Annotated in this window: 15 protein-coding genes, 1 other RNA gene and 2 pseudogenes; 7 read left to right on the forward strand and 11 right to left on the reverse strand. The window is 62.7% G+C overall.

What is annotated here, in order from left to right; translation table 11 throughout:
- Positions 1-43 precede the first annotated feature (43 nt).
- Positions 44-1,396 (reverse strand): ammonium transporter, encoded by a 1,353-nt coding sequence (locus A9Z00_RS12920; RefSeq protein ID WP_296978157.1) that lies wholly within the window; start codon positions 1,394-1,396, stop codon positions 44-46.
- A 387-nt stretch (positions 1,397-1,783) separates the two neighbouring features.
- On the opposite strand from A9Z00_RS12920, the gene A9Z00_RS12925 reads away from it, so the two are divergent.
- The gene (locus tag A9Z00_RS12925) at positions 1,784-2,221 is read left to right on the forward strand and encodes a MerR family transcriptional regulator (RefSeq protein WP_296978161.1); all 438 of its coding nucleotides are present in this window, start codon (positions 1,784-1,786) and stop codon (positions 2,219-2,221) included.
- Between the two features lie 59 nt (positions 2,222-2,280).
- Positions 2,281-2,949 carry a zinc metallopeptidase gene (locus tag A9Z00_RS12930; RefSeq protein WP_296978201.1) on the forward strand — a complete coding sequence of 223 codons (669 nt, stop codon included), beginning with the start codon at positions 2,281-2,283 and terminating at the stop codon, positions 2,947-2,949.
- Positions 2,950-3,017: 68 nt separating this feature from the next.
- Here A9Z00_RS12930 and gltC read toward each other — a convergent pair whose 3' ends face one another.
- Together gltC and A9Z00_RS12940 are read right to left on the reverse strand one after the other, a co-directional pair.
- Positions 3,018-3,920 (reverse strand): glutamate biosynthesis transcriptional regulator GltC, encoded by a 903-nt coding sequence (gene gltC / locus A9Z00_RS12935; protein ID WP_296978163.1) that lies wholly within the window; start codon positions 3,918-3,920, stop codon positions 3,018-3,020.
- A gap of 39 nt (positions 3,921-3,959) precedes the next feature.
- On the reverse strand, positions 3,960-4,565 hold the full coding sequence (locus A9Z00_RS12940; protein WP_296978165.1) for a rhomboid family intramembrane serine protease: 606 nt from the start codon (positions 4,563-4,565) through the stop codon (positions 3,960-3,962).
- Positions 4,566-4,660: 95 nt separating this feature from the next.
- Here A9Z00_RS12940 and tpx point away from each other — a divergent pair, with 95 nt between their 5' ends.
- Positions 4,661-5,179 (forward strand): thiol peroxidase, encoded by a 519-nt coding sequence (tpx, locus tag A9Z00_RS12945; protein WP_296978166.1) that lies wholly within the window; start codon positions 4,661-4,663, stop codon positions 5,177-5,179.
- Between the two features lie 173 nt (positions 5,180-5,352).
- Positions 5,353-5,391 (forward strand): annotated as a pseudogene (locus tag A9Z00_RS15890) (hypothetical protein).
- Between the two features lie 29 nt (positions 5,392-5,420).
- Here the strand turns inward: A9Z00_RS15890 and A9Z00_RS12950 are convergent.
- The 4 genes and pseudogenes from A9Z00_RS12950 to cshA all read right to left on the reverse strand — a co-directional run.
- Positions 5,421-5,711: pseudogene (locus A9Z00_RS12950) on the reverse strand (DUF1499 domain-containing protein); the annotation flags it as partial.
- A gap of 169 nt (positions 5,712-5,880) precedes the next feature.
- Positions 5,881-6,065, reverse strand: a non-coding RNA gene (ssrS, locus tag A9Z00_RS12955) — 6S RNA.
- 46 nt (positions 6,066-6,111) lie between these two features.
- On the reverse strand, positions 6,112-7,005 hold the full coding sequence (locus A9Z00_RS12960; protein WP_296978171.1) for a YesL family protein: 894 nt from the start codon (positions 7,003-7,005) through the stop codon (positions 6,112-6,114).
- A gap of 183 nt (positions 7,006-7,188) precedes the next feature.
- A complete protein-coding gene (cshA, locus tag A9Z00_RS12965; RefSeq protein WP_296978174.1) occupies positions 7,189-8,718 on the reverse strand; it encodes a degradosome RNA helicase CshA in 1,530 nt (509 codons plus the stop codon).
- A 174-nt stretch (positions 8,719-8,892) separates the two neighbouring features.
- Here cshA and A9Z00_RS12970 point away from each other — a divergent pair, with 174 nt between their 5' ends.
- Together A9Z00_RS12970 and A9Z00_RS12975 are read left to right on the forward strand one after the other, a co-directional pair.
- The gene (locus tag A9Z00_RS12970) at positions 8,893-9,684 is read left to right on the forward strand and encodes a YitT family protein (protein ID WP_296978176.1); all 792 of its coding nucleotides are present in this window, start codon (positions 8,893-8,895) and stop codon (positions 9,682-9,684) included.
- 206 nt (positions 9,685-9,890) lie between these two features.
- A complete protein-coding gene (locus tag A9Z00_RS12975) occupies positions 9,891-11,129 on the forward strand; it encodes a putative glycoside hydrolase (protein WP_296978178.1) in 1,239 nt (412 codons plus the stop codon).
- Positions 11,130-11,235: 106 nt separating this feature from the next.
- Here the strand turns inward: A9Z00_RS12975 and pfkA are convergent, their stop codons facing one another.
- Genes pfkA through A9Z00_RS12990 form a run of 3 tightly spaced genes read right to left on the reverse strand, consistent with a single transcriptional unit; the run spans position 11,236 to position 13,684 of the window.
- Positions 11,236-12,204 (reverse strand): 6-phosphofructokinase, encoded by a 969-nt coding sequence (gene pfkA / locus A9Z00_RS12980; RefSeq protein WP_296978181.1) that lies wholly within the window; start codon positions 12,202-12,204, stop codon positions 11,236-11,238.
- Positions 12,205-12,257: 53 nt separating this feature from the next.
- Positions 12,258-13,364: a tetraprenyl-beta-curcumene synthase family protein gene (locus A9Z00_RS12985; RefSeq protein WP_483316308.1), complete on the reverse strand. Its 1,107-nt coding sequence runs from the start codon at positions 13,362-13,364 to the stop codon at positions 12,258-12,260.
- A gap of 8 nt (positions 13,365-13,372) precedes the next feature.
- Positions 13,373-13,684, reverse strand: coding sequence for a MerR family transcriptional regulator (locus A9Z00_RS12990; RefSeq protein ID WP_296978184.1), 312 nt, complete (start codon positions 13,682-13,684; stop codon positions 13,373-13,375).
- A 128-nt stretch (positions 13,685-13,812) separates the two neighbouring features.
- Between A9Z00_RS12990 and A9Z00_RS12995 the strand changes: the two genes are divergently transcribed.
- A complete protein-coding gene (locus A9Z00_RS12995) occupies positions 13,813-14,460 on the forward strand; it encodes a nitroreductase family protein (RefSeq protein ID WP_296978187.1) in 648 nt (215 codons plus the stop codon).
- 279 nt (positions 14,461-14,739) lie between these two features.
- Here A9Z00_RS12995 and A9Z00_RS13000 read toward each other — a convergent pair whose 3' ends face one another.
- Positions 14,740-15,486: a YebC/PmpR family DNA-binding transcriptional regulator gene (locus tag A9Z00_RS13000; RefSeq protein ID WP_296978193.1), complete on the reverse strand. Its 747-nt coding sequence runs from the start codon at positions 15,484-15,486 to the stop codon at positions 14,740-14,742.
- Positions 15,487-15,908: the final 422 nt, after the last annotated feature.

Raw genomic sequence — 15,908 nt, forward strand, 5'->3', positions numbered from 1 at the left:
CGGCCGGCGTTCCGGCATCATGCTGATTCCATTGTAATCCGAATCAGCCGTTCAGCGCATCCTGCGCCTTCTTCATTTGTTCCGGATAGCCGTATACGCCGTGTTCGCTCAGGTCGAGACCCATGATCTCCTGCTCTTCCGAGACGCGGAAGCCGATCAGGGCCTTCATGACGCCCAGGACGAGGAAGCAGGCGACGAGGACGAAGGCGCCGCAGACGACGACCGATTCGAATTGCACCCACAGCTGGTACCAATCGCCCGTGTAGAAGAGGCCCCCCTGGCCGACGCCGACCTTCTCGGCCAGTTCTTCCGTTGCGAAGAGACCGTTCGCCAGCGTGCCCCAGATGCCGGCAACGCCGTGCACCGAGAGGGCGTAAATCGGGTCGTCGATGCGCAGCTTGTCAAACATCTTCGCGCTGTAGAACACGAGGATGCCCGCGATGAGACCGATCACGACGGCCGCCCACGGCTCGACGAACGCGCAGGACGCCGTGATCGCCACGAGACCGGCCAAAGCGCCGTTCAGCATCGTCGTGACGTCGGCCTTGCCGTTCACGATCCAGGTGATCAGGAGCGCCGCGACCGCGCCGGCGGCGGCGCCGAGCTGCGTGTTGAACGCGACGTAGCCGAAGAAGCCGTCGTCGACCGCGACCGTGGAACCGGCGTTGAATCCGAACCAGCCGACCCAGAGCAGCAGCACCGCAAGCGCCGTGTACACCTGGTTGTGGCCCGGAATCTGGTTGACCGTACCGTCCTTGTTGTACTTGCCGATCCGCGGTTTCAGCAGCACCGTCGCCGCGAAGGCGCCGATCGCGCCGGTCAGGTGGACGACCGTCGAGCCCGCGAAGTCCTGTGCGCCGTCTTCGGCCAGCCAGCCGTCGCCCCAGATCCAGTGCGCGATGATCGGATAGATAAAGCTCGCGAAGAACAGCGTAAATATTAAATAGGAAGAAAGTTTCGCGCGCTCCGCGAACCCGCCCCATGCGATGGAAAGCGAGACGCAGACGAACGCGAGCTGGAAGACGAAGTATGCGGCGTTCGCGTAGTCTTCGCCTTCGGCTCCGGCGAGGGGCGGATAGTAGAAGAAATCGCTCAGACCGATGAACAGGTTGCCCTCGCCGAACGCGATGCCGTAACCGATCGCCCAGTAGACGATCGACGCGAGGCCGACGGTGAAGATCGTTTTGCCCGCGACGTGGCCGGCGTTCTTCATCCGCGTCGAACCGGTTTCGAGCAGGATGAATCCTCCCTGCATGAGCAGGACGAGGATGCCGGCGAGGAGCACCCAGAGCGTGTTGATGCCCATATCCAGCATCGCCGTCGACGGTGACGCAAACGCCGCGGCCGGGAACAGGCAGAGCAGCACGCCCAGTGCCAGTGTCAGCTTTTTCACCATGTTGACCACTCCCGTGTAATTATTTCTTACACATTGGGAAAGACTTAATGTCATTATAGTCAGAACGTTGCAGTTTGACAATAATGCATTTTGAGGTTTTGGTTGAAAAGTGCAAAAAAATCTAACGTTCGTCTATATTGAGCGCTTCAACGTTAAGTTTTTTGACGTGTTCCGCAGGCATTTTACGGTGTTCCGTTCCCGAATCTTCGTTTCTGCCTCCCGGGTTCCCCCGGGACTATATGACCAATACGCCATAATATATGTATGATTATCTGACATCATGACGGACTTTCCGAACGTCCAACCATCACGTTTGACTGTATGCCCGGCGATTGGTTATCATATGCTTCTAGAGGAGCGTTCTACGACGGAAGGGTGGTGAGTGCTTTGGACCAGACCTTGTTCCGGATTGGAGAGCTCGCCGCGAAGGCCAACGTCAGTCCGCGCACCATCGATTTCTACACGACGATCGGCCTGATCCGCCCCGTGAAGCGGACCACAGCCAATTACCGGCTGTACGGTCCCGAAACGCTCGAACGCCTGAAACGTATTGAAGAATTGAAGAAGGAAAAATATACGCTTGAGGAGATCAAGGAGATGCTCGACGGATGGAAACGGATTTCCTCCGAAGAGCAGATCAACCGCAAGCTGACGGACCTGCAGCTTACCCTGGGCAGGCTGCAGCGCGAGATGAAGGAGCTGGAACCGGTGCTCAGCCGGCTGAAGCCTCATCAGGCCCGGAACGTCTACAAGCGTCTCGTGCCGCAAACCGCCGCCTGCGTCGAAGCGCTGCTGTTGTTCATTGACAAGGCCTCGATTTTGTAATCGCGCATCAAGGTTTTGCACATCGAAACGGAGGGATACACTTGATCTTATTCCACCCGATGGATTTCCTGATTTTCATTGCGTTCGGCATCTCGCTGTGGGCCCAGTTCCGCGTCAAGGGAACGTTCAACCGCTGGGCGGAAGTGCCGAACATGCGCGGGCTCACCGGGTATGAAGCGGCGCGGCGGATGCTCGACTCGCAGGGTCTGCACGACGTCCCGATCGAACCGGTGCGCGGCGTGCTGACCGACCACTACGACCCGATCCACCGCGTCGTGCGGCTGTCCGAACCGGTCTATTACGAGCGGTCGATCTCGGCCATCGCCGTCGCCTGCCACGAAGTCGGACACGCGATCCAGCACGCGCAGCACTATCCGATGCTGGTGCTCCGCCACCGCATGTTCCCGGTGGTCCGGTTCGCTTCCGGCATCGCGCCGCTCCTGCTGATCGCGGGCTTCATGTTCAGCGCGCTTAACCTGATCGGGCTCGGGATCATCTTCTTCTCCGCGGCCGTCGCCTTCCAGCTCGTGACGCTGCCGGTCGAGTTCAACGCCAGCAGCCGGGCACGGGATCTGATGATCGCGGAAGGGTTCATCTCGCACGAGGAAGAGCGCGGGGTCGCGAAGGTGCTGAACGCTGCGGCCTGGACGTACGTTGCGGCCGCGCTGATCGCGATGCTCGAGCTCATCAAGTACATCCTGATCTTCACGTCGGCGCGGGAAGAATGACGCGCCGGAACGCCGGCGGAAACCATGCGGGCTGCAAGCGTCAAACGACGCCTGCAGCCCGTTTTGCTTCAGGTCGCGGGACCGTATTCCTTGTGAAAATAATCGAGCAGATATTGATGGAACACCCTTGCGACGAGCGGAAGCGGTTCGCCCGCCCGGTGGATGATGCCGATCGTCCGCGTGACGGCATCCTTGAGCCCGATCTTCGCCGGCATGAGCGGACCGGTCTGTTCGAGCGCCATTTCCGGCAGGAGGCTGACGCCCATGCCGGCCGCGACGAGCCCGCGGATCGTATCCGTCTCCTCGCCCTCAAACGCGATCTTCGGCGTGAAGCCGGCCCTGAGGCACGCTTCCCAGACGATCGGCCGCAGCGAATAGCCTTCGCGGAACAGCACGAACGGCTCGTCCTTGAGCTGCGCCAGATCGATGGTCTCTTCGCCGGCCAGCGGATGCTGGGGCGGCACGATGGCCAGGAGATTTTCCTTCAGCACCGCGTGGCCGCAAAGCTGATCTTCCTGCTCCGGCAGCGGCGAGATGAACGCGAGATCGAGCTCGCCCGACAGCACGTCCCGGATCAACGACGCATACATCCCCTGCCGGAAATGAAACCGGACGCCCGGATGGTGCTTCTTGAACTTCGCGATCACCGTCGGCACGAGATGCGTGCCGAGGCTGTGCGGGAACCCGAGCCGGACTTCGCCGTGCTCCGGATCGGTCAATTCGTGGATTTCGGCAATCGCGCGGTCCAGATCGGCGAGGATCGCTTCGGCGCGCTTCAGGAACAATTTGCCCGCGTGCGTAAGCTGCAGGTTGCGCCCCTTCGGGATGAACAGCTTGACGCCCAGCTCCTCCTCCAGCAGATGAATCTGGCGGCTGACAGCGGACTGCGCCACGTGCAGCTCCTCGGCCGCCCGCGTCACATGCTCGCGGTTCGCGACTTTCACGAAATAATACAGCTGCCTGAGTTCCATCCGATCCCTGCTCCCGCCCGTATCTCGGGCCCTTCCACTTCAGCCGCCGCGGCGCCGCGCCAGCATGCCCAGCATGAGGAAGCCGGCCAGGCAGCCGCCGACGTGAGCCCAGATATCAATTCTACGGAAGATGAGCGAATAAAGCAATCCGAGGAGGAGAATCCAGTAGACGGTCCGGCGCGACGACTCGTCCATCGCCCGCTTCCGGTACAGGGCGATGTACAGATAGGCGCCGAAGATGCCGTATACCGCGCCGGAAGCGCCGACCGCGATCCGGGTCCCGGCGCCGGCATGCACCGCGGCGCTGAACGCGTTCGCCAGAATTCCCGCGAGCAGGTAGAACGCCGTGTACCGGACAGGTCCGATCAGCCGCTCGAGCGGCGGCGCAAACACGAGGATCGCGAACGCGTTGAACAGCAGATGATCCCAGCCGGCGTGGAGGAAGATGCTCGTCAGATAACGCCACGGCTCCGCCAGGCCGTAGCGGTCGAACAGCGGATGCTGGATGAAGGCGCCCGCGGCAAACAGCCGGCCGTCCAGCACCAGATCCGCAAGGAACACCAGGAGAATCGCCGCCAGGATGGCCGACGTGACGGGATAGAAACGCAAATATTCACGGAAACTCTCGTAGCGCAGAAAGATCATGGCTTCAACCCCGCTTCCACGGATTGGACAACGGCCGCCGCCTGCGATTATAATGGAGGCTGAACGTCGACTTTCGCAAGGAGGTTGTTTCGAAAATGGCCCAGGAACGCGCAGGCGCCGCCCTGTTCAAGGGCAATCCGATCACGCTGATCGGGCCCGAGCTGAAACCCGGCGACAAGGCACCCGACTTTACGCTGAACAAATCGCTGCTTGAAACCGTCTCGCTGAAGGACTTCGCCGGCAAAATCAAGCTGATCAGCGTCGTGCCGTCGATCGACACGGGCGTATGCGACGCGCAGACGCGCCGCTTCAACGAGGAGGCGGCGAAGCTCGGCGACAAGGTCGTCGTGCTGACCGTCAGCGTCGACCTGCCCTTCGCCCAGGCCCGCTGGTGCGGCGCCGCGGGCGTCGACCGCGTCGTCATGCTGTCGGACTACAGGGACAACAACTTCGGCAAAGCCTACGGCGTGCTGATCAAGGAATTCGCCCTCGATTACCGCGCCGTCTTCGTGATTGACGAGAACGACACGATCCGCTACGTCGAATACGTGCGCGAGATGACCGAACATCCGAATTACGACGCGGCGCTCGCCGCCGTCCGCGAACTGCTGTAATCGCCTGTCCCGGAACCGCCGGACCCGAAGGGCCGGCGGTTCTTCCTTCCGCCTCGGTGCCGTGCGCGGACATCAGCCGCCCATAAAACAAAATGCCGCCCGCATCATCAACCGGACAGCATCGCGAACACGTCTTCTGTTACGGCGAATCGATCTTGTACGCGGCCAGCTTCTTGTCCAGCGTACGGAAAATGTCGAGAATGACCCGGTAGTTGGACCCCAGGTCGCCGAGCGAGCCGCGGGATGCGGAATAGATGTCGACCGCCGAAGTGACCAGCCCCGTCGGAATGACGTGCACGGTGATGTCCATCGTCCTGCCGAATGCGGTCCGCTTCTCCATCACGATCTCGCCGACCGATTCCACCGCATGCAGCACCTTGTAGCCCGGCATTTTCTTCAGGGTCGAAACGATCTCTTCCCAGGCCTTCTCCTTGGACAGCTTGTAATATCGGGACTTCAGCAGCGGGTCCTTCGCCCGGTCACCGGTCTGTTCGAAGCTCTTGATCAGCCCGATCAACGTGCGCTTCAGCAAAATGTCTCCCCTCCGGACTCTATCCAGCTTTCCCTATCATACCATGAAAAACCGGCGCAGAAAACCGTCCCCGCTGGCTCGGCTGCATGCAAGAACCTCCGGCCGCGCGGCACGGCGCAGCCGGAGGCCTGGCGGGCGGGCGCAAACGGCCCGCCGATGCATTCTGAAGGAATCCCCCGCAAATGCCGTCCGGCCCGATGTTTCCGAACCCGCTCTCGGCAGGTGGGTGACCGCAGGAACGTTTTTGAAATCCCCTTTCGGGGGCATTTCAGCCGCGCTCCGATGTAGGTCTCCCTTGTTGTGGGTGTTGGTTCGAAACAACGACGAAGGCCGTAACGCACACCGCAGGATGTACTCGTATTATATCCCCGCTCCGGCAAAAAAGCAAACCGGGCCGGGCTCACTTCTTCGCTTCTTCCGCCTTCTCTTCCGCCCCGCCGGCCGTTTCCGGCTCCGTCCGTTCCGGTCCGGGCTGTTCCGCCGGTTCCGGCCGATCCTCTCCGTCGTGCCGTTTCTCACCGGCCCCGGGTTCCTGCTGTTCCCGCCGCTCCTCTTCCTGCCTCTCCAGTTCCTGCCGCTCGTGCTGCTCCTTCAGCTTCAGATAGATTTGATAAAAATTCAGGAAGGACAGATACGCGATGATCACGAAGGTGAAGAACGGGAACAGGAACGTGAACTTCGTGCTGATCCAGAAGACGCCGCCGGCGGCGATGGCCGAAGACAGCGAACGGATCGGCCGGCCGATCGTGATGAAGACGGCGTTCTTCAGCAGATCGATCGTCTTCATGTGGTAATGGACGATCATGGAAAAGAAATTGAAGAGCGAGACGAAGAGCAGCGCCGCAATCCCCATGAAAATGTAGGAAATCAGTTCGATTCCGGGCGCGCCCCGCAGGTAGAAGCGGATGTCGAGGATGATGATCACGAACATGAGCGTATACAGGAGGCCGCCGAACATCGCGGACTTGTAGTTTTCCCGATAGCCGCGGAAAAACGTCTTGATCAGCGGCACGTCGACGTCGCCCATCACCCATTTGCGAACCGTCGTGAACATCGCGGCCGTCGCAGGAAACACCACGAACGGCAGCAGCGCGGCGCAGACGACGAGGCCGAAATACAACTGGCTCATCAATTGTTCGGTGTCCTCGACATTCGCGGACGGCACGAGGAAAAAGGTATAGAACAGGAACCAGAACGGCAGCGTCATGAGCACCCACAGCAGGTTTGTGACCGACAGCCGCATGATCCATTCCGACAGTTTGTAGAAGCCGCCCATCATGCCCCGCATTTCCATCGGTGAATCCCCTCCGTTGATCCGACTCCCGTTCGCGATCCTGCCGCGGACGGACATCTCCGCCCGCCCCCAGTCAACCCATGCGGGCGCGCGGATTGTCTTCGCCGCGCCGGTGCACGGCCGGAGCCCGAAGAAGGCGCAGCAATCGCGCCCTTCCGGTGCTCCGGTGCATGCGCTGACCCGCTATTCCTTCGACCAGCCGCGCGACCCGCGGACTCCGGCGTAGCCGCCCCGGCCGGCGCGCACCCGGCCGCCTTCCTGCCGGCCGCCGTCCGCGTCGCCGTAGCCGCTCCTGGCGCCGTAGCCTCCGCGGGAGTTCCGGCCGCCGTAGACTCCCGGCGCTCCGCCGTTCCGTCGGCCGCCCGAACGGACATCCGTCCTGCGCTTCTTCACGCGGATCGGATCCTCGGGCGTCAGCACGATCTCGACGTCCTTCTTCTCGCCGGCCAGCAGCTTCATCGCCGCCGCGACGAGATGCACGGAGTCGTATTGCTCGAGCAGTTGGATCGCGATTCCCTTGAATTCCTGGAAATCTTCCCGCTGGATGATCTCGATCAGCTTCTCGGCCGTCACCCGCTGCTTGCCTTCGATCGCTTCGGCGAGGCTCGGCAGCGGCCGGCGCACGATGCGCTGGCGCGTCACCCGCTCGATGAAATGCAGATGGTCGATCTCGCGCGGCGTGACGAACGTGCAGGCAACGCCTGCCTTGCCTGCGCGGCCGGTGCGGCCGATCCGGTGCACATAGCTTTCCGGATCCTGCGGCAGGTCGAAGTTGATGACGTGCGTGACGCCGGAGACGTCCAGGCCGCGCGCCGCGACGTCCGTCGCGACGAGGACGTCGATGCTGCCTTCACGGAACTTGCGCATGACGGCGTCGCGCTGGGCCTGCGACAGGTCGCCGTGCAGGCCGTCCGCCGAATAGCCGCGCTTCTGCAGCGCATCGCTCAGCTCGTCGACGCGCCGCTTCGTGCGGCCGAATACGATCGCGAGCTCCGGCGATTCCATGTCGAGCAGCCGGCTGAGCGCCTCGAACTTTTCGCGCTCGTTCACTTCGATGTACGTCTGCTCGATGCGCGGTGCCGTAATGTTCTTCGGAACGACCGACACGTGCACGGGATCGCGCAGGAACCGCTCCGCGAGCTTCCGGATGTTGGGCGGCATCGTCGCCGAGAACAGCATCGTCTGGCGATCTTTCGGCACGAGGCCGAGGATCGTCACAATATCGTCCATGAAGCCCATGTCCAGCATCTCGTCGGCTTCATCGAGCACGACCGTCCGGACGTCGTCCAGCCGGATCGTCTTCCGGTTGATATGATCGAGCAGTCGGCCGGGCGTGCCGATGATGATCTGGGGCTTCTGCCTGAGCGCCCGGATCTGCCGGCCGATGTCCTGTCCCCCGTAGATCGGCAGCGTGCGGATGCCTTTGTAACGGGCGAGCTTGCCGAGCTCGTCGGCCACCTGAATCGCGAGCTCGCGGGTCGGCGTCAGGACGAGGGCGACGATCCGCTCTTCGCTCGCCGGAATCTTCTGGATGAGCGGAATCCCGAAGGCGGCCGTCTTCCCGGTGCCCGTCTGCGCCTGCCCGATCAGATCGGACCCGTTCATCGCGACCGGAATGGCCTTTTCCTGAATCGGCGTTGCTTCCTCGAAACCCATCTCGGTAACGGCCTTCAGCACTTCGGGCTCCAGGCCGAATTCTGCGAAAGTTTTCAAACGTGCTCAATCTCCTTTGTTCTCTTTGCCTTTTTGAAAGAATATCCTGTTCATTATAGCACAGCCCGCCATGCGAATACCAGCGAACGGAAGCCGGCGATACTAGGCGGTGTTCACTTCCCTTCACCGGAACGGGAAAGGAGCGATCGCCTTGGGGTCCGGACGGCTTTCGTCATGACCTGCGCCGCAGCCCTGATCGCCTTCGGCTTCAATTTTCTCCTCATCCCGCACCGGCTGCTCAGCGGCGGCGTGTCCGGCGTGTCGATGCTGCTCAGCTACGCGACGGGGCTCGACGCCGGCATCCTGTATTTTGCGCTGAATTTGCCGATCCTCATATGGGGCTGGTACGCGCTCGGCCACGCCTTCATTTACCGGAGCATCTACAACGTCGCGGCCACCTCGCTGCTGCTCCGGTTCGCCCCGGTCCACTCCCTGGCGGCCGATCCGATCCTGGCGGCCGTCTTCGGCGGCGTCGCCGTCGGACTCGGCACCGGTCTCGCCCTTCGCTGGGGCGGCTCTTCGGGCGGCCTCGACATCGTCGCCTCGATCGTGACGAGGCGCCGGGAAGTGCCGATCGGCATGCTGATCCTGGCGATGAACATGGCGATCGTCCTGCTCCAGGCGATCGGGTCCGGGAACTGGCAAGGCGCCATGTACTCGATGCTGTCGATGTATGTGAGCGGCAAGGTAATCGACACGGTCCACATTCGGCAGCTCAAGGTGACCGCGTTCATCATCAGCAGCAAGCCGCAGGAACTGCTGGCCAGGCTCCGCCGCCTGCCGCGCGGCGTTTCGGTCGTGCCGATCCGGGGCGGATACACCGGCGAAGACAAGGTGATGCTCATGACCGTCACGACCCGTTACGAGCTGTCAGCCCTGCGCGCGTTGATCCGCGAGACGGATCCGAAGGCGTTCGTCAACATCGTGGAAACCGTCAGCGTCATGGGCGATTTCCGCAAGGTGTGACGCCGCGCGGACGTGCCTGAAGCGGAGGGGATGGAAACGTCCGGGCGGACCCGGAGGCGGGAACGGCGCGCCGTTCCCGTTTTTTTGTTTCGACGGGATACGGCGGCATTCCGCAAAATCCTGCAAAATTCCTCTGTCTGCGAATCATGGCCTCAAGTATAATATGTATTGATTCGTTGAGAGAGCTTGCGGGGAGCGGAGAAACCATGGACATCCTACTTGTGATCCTGCTGCTTCTGCACGGGATGCTGTCCGGTGCGGACCCATACGACGGCTTGACGGACGCGTCGCCGCGGGGAGGCGGCGGGAATGCGGTCGCGGATGCTCCCGGCACGTCTGCGCCGGGTTCCGGCCCGGAGGCCCCGGAAGCCGGAGCGGGCTCGTCAGACCCCGCTGCGGATCCGCGCGGCGGCACGACCCGCGTCAAGATCGATCCGCAGCCCGACGCGCCGAAGGTCAAGGGCATCTATGTCACCGCCCACAGCGCCGGCGGCTCGCGCATGGAGGAACTGCTCGAGCTCGTCCGCAGCACCGATCTGAACGCGATGGTCATCGACGTGAAGGACGACTGGGGATACATCACCTGGCCGGCGGACAACCCGGAACTCGCCGAACTCGGCACGACGAAGAAGATCATCCGGGACATGGAAGCGTTGCTGAACCGGCTCAGGGAAGAAAACGTCTATCCGATCGCGCGGATCGTCGTGTTCAAGGACTCCGTCCTCGCCGGCAAGCGCCCCGACCTGTCGTTCCGGAAAGCCGACGGCACCGTATGGAAGAACGGTCGCGGCGAAAGCTTCGTCAACCCGTACCGCCGCGAAGTGTGGGAATACAACGTCGCGGTCGCCAGAGAGGCGGCGAAGCTCGGATTCAAGGAAATCCAGTTCGACTACGTGCGCTTCCCCGAAGGGTTCGAGAAGCGGGCCGACGAGCTGCTGTATGACCGGACCGAAGAGAGCCGGATCGACGTCGTGAGCGGCTTTGTGGAATACGCGAAGAAGGAGCTCGAGCCGCTGGGCGTCCGGGTGTCGGTGGACATTTTCGGCTACGCCGCGTCGGTTCCCGCGGCGGAGGGCATCGGGCAGGATTTCGTCCGGATATCGGAGCACGTGGACGTCATCAGCCCGATGGTCTATCCGAGCCACTACAGCACCGGCTGGTTCGGACTGAAGGATCCGGACAAGGAGCCGTACGCCACGATTCGGGGAGCCATGGAGGACACGCACGAAAAGCTGGAACAGCTCGGCGACCTCAAGCCGATCATCCGTCCGTGGATCCAGGATTTCACGGCGACCTGGCTCGGCAAGGGGCACTACATCCCCTACGGCAAGGCCGAAGTCGAGGCGCAAATTCAGGCGCTCGCCGATACCGGCATCAAGGAGTTCATGATCTGGAACGCGGGCAACAAGTATACCGCGGGCGTGCGTTACGATCTGCTGGATTGAACGGGCAACGGGCTGCGTCCCGGGTGGGGACGCAGCCCGTTCTTCGTTCCAGGGGCCGCGTGCGGTCACGGCCCGTATTTCTTTGACTTCGTCCCGTAGGGAACCGTCATTGCGACAGACGCAGCGCCAGGTTGTACAGTTCCAGGTCGAACGGTTTCTTCGTGTTGACGATGGTCTCGATATCGGTCGCGACCAGTTCGCCGTTGATGATGCCGCAGCCTTTGCCCGAGTCGCCTTCCATCAGTCTGCGGACCGCGAAGTCGCCGAGCCGGCTGGCGAGGATGCGGTCATTGTGCGTCGGCGAGCCGCCGCGCTGGATATGGCCGAGCACCGTAACCCGCGGCTCGATGCCGGTGCGGCTGGTAATCTGCTCCGCTATCTCGTTGCCGCTCGCCGCGCCCTCCGCCACGATGACGATGCTGTGCCGCTTTCCGGCCTTGAAGTTGTCGGACATCCGCTGGGCGATCGCGTCGATGTCGTGCGGTACTTCGGGAACGATGATCGTCTCCGCGCCGCTCGCGAGGCCCGCATAGAGCGCGATATAGCCGCAATGGCGGCCCATCACCTCGACGACCGATGCCCGCTCGTGCGACGTCATCGTGTCGCGCAGCTTGTTCACGGCATCGACGACGATGCTGACCGCGGTATCAAAGCCGATCGTAAAGTCGGTGAACGGAATGTCGTTGTCGATCGTGCCCGGAAGTCCCATCGTCCGGATGCCGAGCTTGCTCAGCTTGTACGCGCCCTGATAGGAACCGTCGCCGCCGATGACGACGAGGCCGTCAATACCGCGATTGCGCAGCACCTCCGCGCCGCGCTGCTGCCCTTCGGGCGTCATGAATTCCTTGCATCTCGCGGTCTGCAGGATCGTGCCCCCGCGCTGGATGATGTCGCCCACGCTGCGCAGATCCATCGGGAACAGATCGTCCTTCAGCAGGCCCTGAAAGCCGCGCTGCACGCCGTAAACCTCGATCCCGTGGTACAGCGCGCTGCGGACCACCGCGCGGACCGCTGCGTTCATCCCCTGCGAGTCTCCCCCGCTCGTCAATACCGCAATGCGTTTGACTGCCGACATCGTATTCCTCCCGTCGTTCGATTGGTGTGACTTCCCGCCCGCGGGCGGCCGCTTCAGCGCTTCGGCGCCCCGCGCCGCCGGATCCACAGCGCGTTCAGCCAGAAGAAGAGCCGCGTCATCGGGCTGTCCCGCATCAGCTCGCGCGCGACGCGGTGCACGACGGGCTGCCGCGCTGTCTTCGGGTCGGACAAATAGACCGCCAGCAGCCCCTCGATGACCATCCGGTGGAACTTCGCGCACGGAAGCCGGTTCGCCGCCCGGCGCGCCTCGTCCGCGATCCAACGGATCCGCCCGAGCATTTCCGCGTCGCTTGCGTAATAGCTGCAGAAATTCAGGTCGCCGCCGATCCGGTCCTCTTCCTGGTCGATCAGATAGTCGAGCAGGATGTGCAGGCCGCACAGATACGGAAAATAGGCCTTCACCGTGCGCTCCGCATCCCGCTCCGTCGCGTCCGGCCGGCACGCCACGACGAACAGCGCGAATAGGCCGAGCGTCGAACCGGTCGCGGCGGCGAACTCGTTCCACATGAGTTCGGGGTGGTCCGCACGATGGTGGGCCCACCATCGCTGAAGACTCTCCAGCCGCTCTTCCCGCCGGATATGCTTGTACACCTGAAGATCGGCGTACAGCCCGGCGAGCCGGGCGACATGCGGCCGCACGACGGCATATCCGGGCAGCCGGCGGACGACCGACTGGCAAGCGGCGACAAGCGCCGCGAGATAGCCACCGTCCTCCCGTTCGGCGCGATGCGCGTAATAATCGGTCGTCTCCGCTTCCGGATCGACCGCGTCAAGCATCGCGCGATGCAACAGCCGGAAATCGTCCGGGTCGAGCGAAGTGCTGCGGTCGCACAGGTTGTCCAGATAGTCGCTGATCGTCTGCAGCGCGACGATCAGCGCCACGAGATCGCCGCGGCGGTCTCCGGCCGCCGCCGCGAAGACCGCCCCTCCCTCGCAATGAAACTGCTTGCTCGATATGCTGGCGAGCGCCTGCAAGCGGAGTTCGGGGTCCGGAATCGCCTCCGCCCGCGCGCGCCAGCGACCCAGTTCCTCGTATACCGCAGGCAGCACATGCCGGTACATCCGGTACATGAGCCTGAGCGGCCCGGCCGGCATGCTGCTGCGCTTCCATCCGATCCCGTTCAACGGCGGCGCCTCCATCCCTCAGCTCAGGCGCCGCGATCAATCGTCTGATTGATGCGGTACCAGATGTTCAAATCGTTGATCCGGCTCGCCTGCTCGGCGATGTCCGCGTTGAGGCGGCAGGATGTCTCGAAATCCTCTTCCTCGTCCAGCTTCCGCTGCAATTCGAGGATTTGCTGCTCCAGTTCCCGGATCCGGTCGGGGATGCGGCCGCGGATCGTCTCCCACTTGTCGAGAATTGCGCTTCTCACTTCGACGGGATACGATTCCCAGTCCCGCTCCAGCTCGGGAACCTCGATTCCGAGACGTTCATCGTAGACGAACCAGTGATCCCCCATGGTGAACCTCCATCCAATAATGTACCATGCCGACAGGCATAATTCCAGCGTGCGAATGGAGACCGTTGGCGCAGAGGACCGTATCGCCTATAATAGGTAAACGGATAAAGAAAGGATGGATCAGCCCAATGGACTACGCGACCTTCAAGGAAATCCTGCTGAGCCGGCGCAGCGTGCGCAAGTTCGAGGACCGTCCCCTGGAGACGGAGCAGATCCGCGAGTTGATCGACTGCGCCCGCCACGCGCCAAGCGACACGAACTCGCAGACGTGGGAATTTATCGTCATCACAAACCGCGAGAAAATCCGCGCCATCGAGGAGATGACCTGGGAGCAGCTTCACGCGCGGGCGCGGGAAGCCGAGGCGCGGGGTCTCGCGAGGGAAGCCCGGCTGCTCGTGAAATCGTTCGGCCCGTACGCGACCGCCTTCGCGGATGCGCCGGCGCTCGTCGTCGTGCTCGCCACGCCGTATCAATCGAAGTTTCGCGAGCGCATTTTCGATCCCATCGGACTGGTGCCGGATGAGGTGTGGCGCGAAGAGGGCATCAAGAGCAGCTGCCTCGCCGCGATGAACCTGATGCTCGCCGCCCACGCCATGGGGCTCGCCACCTGCCCGATGACCGGGCCGGTGCTGCTCGCGGAACCGCAGCTCAAGGCATTCCTGAACATCGACGACTCGCGGCAGATCAACATGGTCATCGCCCTCGGCCACCCGGCCGAATCGCCGGGCCGGCTGCCGCGCAAGGAGATTGACGAGATTCTGACGATCATCTCCTGACCGGCGATCCGGGCGCGCCGCGCATCGCGTTCCGGCCGCCCGGAACCGCACAGGCTGTCCCCCGGAGGACGGGTGGGCAGCCTGTCGTGTTTCGGGCCTCCGCCGCTTCCGCGGGCCATGCGCCGATCCACCCGAACTCCGGCAATTTTCGGTCATGCGCCGATTCGCCTTGATCCCTGCCGCCTCCATGGTCATGCGCCGATATGACGGTCCTCTTCCGCCTCCATGGTCATGGCGATTCCCCCGGACTCCACGTCCTGCCTCGGGCCTGCCGCCCGGTCATCCGCCCAGCCTGGCCAGCTCCTCGTCGTCGATTTCGTAGTTGGCGTACACGTCCTGCACGTCGTCGTTTTCCTCGAAGGCGTCGAGCATTTTCATCAGTTTCTCGGCGTTCTCGCCTTCGACCTTGACCGTCGTCTTGGGCAGCCAGCGGACACCGGCGCTTTCGAACGTGAGGCCCCGGTCTTCGAGCGCCTGCTTCACCTTGTGGAAGTCGGCGGGAGCCGTCAGGATCTCGTACACGTCCTCGTTCACGATCACATCCTCCGCCCCGGCCTCGAGCGCCGCTTCGAGCATCGCGTCCTCCCCGATGTCGTGCTTTTCCCTGCTCACGACGATCAATCCCTTCTCGTCGAACAGGTACGAGACGCAGCCCGACTCGCCCATGTTGCCGCCGCGCTTGTTGAAGATGGCCCGCACGTCGGCCGCCGTCCGGTTCCGGTTGTCGGTCAGGCATTTGACCATGATCGCGACGCCGCCCGGACCGTATCCTTCATAGATGATTTCCTCGTAATCTTCCCCGCCCGTGGTCTGCGTCGCGCGCCGGATCGCCCGCTCGATGTTCTCGATCGGCATCTGCTCCGCGCGGGCGTTTGCGATCGCGTTTTTGAGCGCGAGGTTCGCTTCGGGATTCGGACCGCCCTTGCGGGCATGCATATAGATTTCCCGCGCCAGCTTGATGTATTTGTTGCTGCGCGCCTGGTCAGCTTTGCCTTTGCGTTCCTTGAACAGTTTGAACTTCGGCATGCTTCATGATCCTCCCGGGCTTGATTCCAATACAGCAGTTTACCACCGGCGCCGCTCTCCGGTCAAAAGACCAGATCACAGCCGACATGTCACAACAGACGCTCCATCGTGCTGCCCTTTCCCTCGCTTTTTGATCCTATCCCCCTCGCTCAGCAGGACGGCTCTTCCCGTCCCTTTCGGATCCTATCCCCTTCGCTCAGCAACCCCCGCTTCCTGTGCCGGATGCCGGGTCACCGGACTCCGGGACCGATCCGGTCGAACAAGCGGCGCACTTCCAACCGAATCCGACTTCCGCCGGCCGATGCCGCTGATCAAAGGGGATAGGATCAAAATGAAGCGGAAGGTACTTCGGTTGATCGAAGGGGATAGGATCGAAATGAGGGCGGCGGGTACCCCGGTTGAGCGAAGGGGATATGGTCACC

Source organism: Thermobacillus sp. ZCTH02-B1, assembly GCF_002159085.1.
In the GTDB taxonomy this organism is placed as follows: Bacteria; Bacillota; Bacilli; order Paenibacillales; family Paenibacillaceae; genus Thermobacillus.